This window comes from Mesorhizobium sp. M2A.F.Ca.ET.039.01.1.1, from assembly GCF_003998035.1.
In the GTDB taxonomy this organism is placed as follows: Bacteria; Pseudomonadota; Alphaproteobacteria; order Rhizobiales; family Rhizobiaceae; genus Mesorhizobium.
Genome location: NZ_RZRY01000553.1, coordinates 1 through 4,283 on the forward strand (window position 1 = coordinate 1; position 4,283 = coordinate 4,283).

Sequence of the window (4,283 nt, forward strand, 5' to 3'; positions counted from 1 at the left end):
ACCCTGCCCTTCTTCGGACCGTCGAAATAGTAGCGGCTGATGCGGCAGGCCCAGCTTTCCGCGAACAGCACCGACTGGCCGTCGAAGGCGGTGCAGATGCCATTGGGGAAGACGAGGTTCGAGAGCAGCGTGCGGGTCGAACCGGTGCGCGGATCGTGGACGATGATGCGCCCGTTGCCGCGGCTCTCCAGCGCGTCCGCATACCAGTCGTGCATCTCGAAACGCACCGTGGCTTCGGAAAAGACGATGCGGCCGTCTGGGAGAATGTCGCAGTCGTCGGCGAGCTTCATGGTCGAGTCGTCGACCACCGATGTCAGCGAGCGATTGGTCTCGGCGGTGAGCAGCTTCACCTCGCCCGCCGGCGAGACCTGGTAGAGGCCCATGCCGGCGACGCAGATGACCAGATTGTCGTCGCGGTCGAAGGCCATGCCGAGCGGCGAGCCGCCGATATGGGCGAAGACTTCGCTCTCCGTGTAGTGCGGCGGCTGGAAGCGCAATATGTCGCCCTGGCGGCTGCCGGTGTAGAGGCGGTCCTGCCGGTCGAAGATCACATCCTCGGAGCCGTCGAGGAAGCCGAGGCCGATGACGCCGACATCTTTCAGCCTGTCGTTCACCGCCATCGGCACGCCGGGCTCGGTCGAGATCGCCTGCGGCATCTTGGCGAAGGTCGGCGAGATATAGACGCTGCGCAGGATCTTGTGGCGGTTCTTCACCCAGCGCACATCGAGCATGACCGAGAGCAGCAGCACGAGGCCGAGGATCAGGTAGTTGACTGGGCCGGGCACGGCGAGCGCGAGCAGGCTGTTCGACAGGACGAGCACGAAGAGCGTGCCCATCAGCGCCTTGGCGACCGAGCCGCGTCCGCCACCGAGCGAGATGCCGCCGAGCACTGTCGCGGTCAGCACCTGCAGCTCGAGGCCGGTGCCGATATCGGAGGCGGCACTGCCGATGCGGGCCGAGAAGAAGAAGCCGGAGAGCGCCACCAGCACCGAGCAGAGCACATAGGCGCTGAACAGAGTGAAGCGCACATTGATGCCGGCATTGTAGGCGGAGCGGCGCGCGCCGCCGACCGCGAACAGCCGCCAGCCATAGCGGGCGCGCGACAGCACCAGGTGGATCACGATGGCAATGACCATGAAGACCGCGAAGGAGGTCGGCACGCCCCAGATCGTGCCGAAGCCCAGAAAATCATAGGTCGGCGAATCCGGGCCGCTGGTGACGATCGCCGTCGAGACATGCGGGAAGATGATGTCGAAGGTGGATCGGTAGATGATGAGCGTGACCAGCGTGGTCAGAAACGCCCGCATGCGCAGGAAGCCGACCAGGAAGCCGTTGATGGCGCCGCAGACGACACCGAGGCCGAGGCAGGCCAGCAGGCCGGTCCCAAAACTCCACTGCTCGACGTTCATGCCGTAGAGCGTGACCAGCACGGCCAACGCGAAGGTCGAGCCGACCGAGAGATCGATGCCGCCGGACACCATGACAATGGTCATGCCGAGCACGACAAGGCCGAGCTCGGCGGTCTGGCCGCTGAGATTGGTCAGCGTCGCCACATCGAAGAAGCCCGGCACGATCACGCCGAAGATCGCGCACAGGATGACCAGCGCCGTGAAGGGAATGACGCTGTCGATCCATTTCTTGGTCAGGATCTCCCCGACCACATGGTGGGGGAGCAGACGGTAGCGCCAGCGCACAAGGCTTTCGGCCATGCTCATCGGAAAGTCCGTTTACTTGATGTCTTCGGGCTTCCAGCAGTTCCGGCCGGTCGCGTTGGTCTTGTCGACGCGGGTGATCGGGCCGAAGAAGATGGTCTTCTCGCTGCCGGCCTTGCGGTCAGGATGCTGCAGCAGCTCGGAGATCTGCTGCGCGGCGATTTCGCCCTGGACCGGCGCGTTGAAGTTGAAGATCACGTCGAGCAGCCCGTTCTTGATGCTCTCGCAGCCCGTGGCGGCACCCGCGCCATTGGTGACGATGGTGACCTGGTCCTGCTTGCCGGCTGCCGCGACGGCAGCGCCGGCGCCGACTTCGGCATTGTCCCAGATGCCCATGATGCCGCAGAGATCGGGATGCTGCTGCAGTACCGTCTCGGTGATCTGGCGGGCCTTTTCGCTGATGTAGTCGGCCGGCTGGTCGGAGACGAGCTGCAGCTCGGGATTGGCCTTCAGCACCTTGTCGATGCCGGTGCGCATATAGATGTTGGCGGCGCCCGTCTGGACGCCGGCGAGCCACACCACCTTGTGCGAGACGGCGTTCGGCCCGGTGCAATGCTTGGCCAGCTCGCCCATCTCCAGGCGGCCCATCTCGATCCAGTCATTGCCGACATAGGAGTCGGTCTGGGTCGCCGACTGCATGTTGACCTGCAGCACCTTGATGCCTGCGGCCTGCGCCTGCTTCAAGAGCCGCGCATAGGTCTGCACGTCCGGGTTCTGCACGATGATCAGGTCGGGCTTCTCGGCGATCGCGCCCTGCATGGCGCGGATGCCGGCATTGGTGTCGCCGTTCGGATCGCGCACCTCGAGCGTGAAGCCGTAGCGGGCGGCGTGACGCTGCCACACCATCACCCAGGCCTGGTTGAGGTCCATACCCTGCGAGATCGGCACGAAGATGACCTTCTTGCCCTTGACGCCGTCGAGATAGGCAGCCCGGCCGACCTGATCGGTTTCCTGCGCGCTTGCGACCTGTGCGACACCTAGCAGCGCAAGCGCGGCCATGCCCGCCAACAGGCATTTCTTGAATATCTTCATAGGTTTCCTCCCCAATTTGATGGTTCGAGTTCTTGTTTCAGATGTCGCCGCTCTGCGAGGTCTGCTCGTCGCGCGGATTGATGATGGCGTCGATGGCAAGGGCGCCGAGCAGGATCACGCTCTTGATCAAATTCTGGCTGGTGTAGGAGAAGTTGAGGATCGTCATGCCGTTGGTCAGGATGCCGACCAGAATGGTGCCGGCGATGACATTGCGCACGCCGCCCTGGCCGCCCGACAGGCCGATGCCGCCCAGCACGACCACCAGCAGCACGTCGTAGATCAGGCTCGAATTGTAGAGGCGCGTGTCGATGCCGGTGACGAGACCGGTCATGATGATGCCGGCGGTGAACGCGATGAGCGCGCTGATGACATATTGCGTCACGATGATCGGGCGTGTCGGCAGGCCGGTGGTGCGGGCCGCGTTCGGATTGTCGCCAGTTGCGTAGACCAGCCGGCCAAAGCGCGTCTTCCTCAGAAAGAGACCCATGAGAGCCGCCACCGCGCCGAAGATGACGACGGACATCGGTATCCCGAGCACGCTGCCATTGCCGACGAATTTCAGCCAGGCGATGTCCGGCGGGGCATAGAGCACGTCCGAGGCAAAGACGATGCGCCCCGAGCCGTAGACCGAGGAGGCGATGGCCAAGGTAGCGAAGATCGGCGGAACTTCCGCGACCGCCACCATGACGCCGGTGAACAGGCCGATGGCCGCGACCAGTATGGCGCCGCAGATCACGGCAAGCGTGAAATCGATGCCCCAGGTAGAAATCCAGATGCTGAAGGCGACGCCGACGACCATCACCGCCACCATGGTGAGGTCGATGCCGCGGCCGACGACGACGAAGCCCATGCCGACGGCCAGCGTGCCGAGGATCGACACGTTCTTGAGGATGGCGATGATGTTGCCTTGGCTCAGGAAATTGTTGAGCGTCGCCGAGAAGACGAGGAACATCACGACCGAGATCGCGACGACGACGACTTCCTGCGACGCCTTGAAGCCAAGGCGCCTGTCGTCCGATTTGCCCGAACCAGGCATTTTCCTCCTCCCAGGCAGCCTATGATTGGCGCCTTCCTCAGGCGACCAGCTGAATCGGAATCCTCCCAAGGCTCCGAGCCGTTTGCCTGTACGGGACAATTACGACTGGAGCGTCGGCGGACAATTTCGTTTTTCTGATACGCTGTGCAGTTTGCCCCCGCGCCGAAGCGTAAGCTTCGTGAAGCTTTCATCCCAGGGGCAGCCTTCTCAGGCCTGCGGCGGCTCGCCGGCATAGGCGCGCGCGATAAGGGCCCGGATCGGTTCCCGCTCCAGCGCCCGCGGGTTCCAGTAGGGATTGGCCAGCGCACGGTCCGTCGCAATGTCGATCCCCTCGGACGGCATGCCGATCTCGGACAGCGCGCGTTTTGCGCCGATGCGGCCGGCGAGGTCGTAGAGCGCGATGGCAGGATCATCCGTCTTCAGCACGGCCCGCAGGGTTTGCATGACGGCCGGAACGGCGGGGGCGTTGTAGGCCAGCGCATGCGGCAGCACGATCGTATGGG

3 protein-coding genes and 1 pseudogene are annotated in these 4,283 nt (G+C 64.1%); all 4 read right to left on the minus strand.

All coding sequences use genetic code 11. The features are described from left to right. A partial coding sequence (locus tag EOA24_RS29020) for an SMP-30/gluconolactonase/LRE family protein (protein ID WP_127410338.1) occupies positions 1-1,715 on the minus strand: 1,715 nt, incomplete at its 3' end. Between the two features lie 12 nt (positions 1,716-1,727). Continuing rightward, entirely contained in the window at positions 1,728-2,744 is a 1,017-nt protein-coding gene (locus EOA24_RS29025) for a sugar ABC transporter substrate-binding protein (RefSeq protein ID WP_126081841.1), read from the minus strand. 37 nt (positions 2,745-2,781) lie between these two features. Beyond that, positions 2,782-3,780, minus strand: a complete 999-nt coding sequence (locus EOA24_RS29030; RefSeq protein ID WP_126081840.1) for an ABC transporter permease — start codon at positions 3,778-3,780, stop codon at positions 2,782-2,784. 207 nt (positions 3,781-3,987) lie between these two features. Beyond that, positions 3,988-4,283: pseudogene (locus EOA24_RS41895) on the minus strand (maleylacetate reductase); the annotation flags it as partial.

What these genes read in the sequence shown, in the direction of transcription:
- EOA24_RS29025 (WP_126081841.1), bottom strand. Translation starts at nt 2,744, where the DNA reads ATGAAGATATTCAAGAAATGCCTGTTGGCGGGCATGGCCGCGCTTGCG.
- EOA24_RS29030 (WP_126081840.1), bottom strand. Translation starts at nt 3,780, where the DNA reads ATGCCTGGTTCGGGCAAATCGGACGACAGGCGCCTTGGCTTCAAGGCG.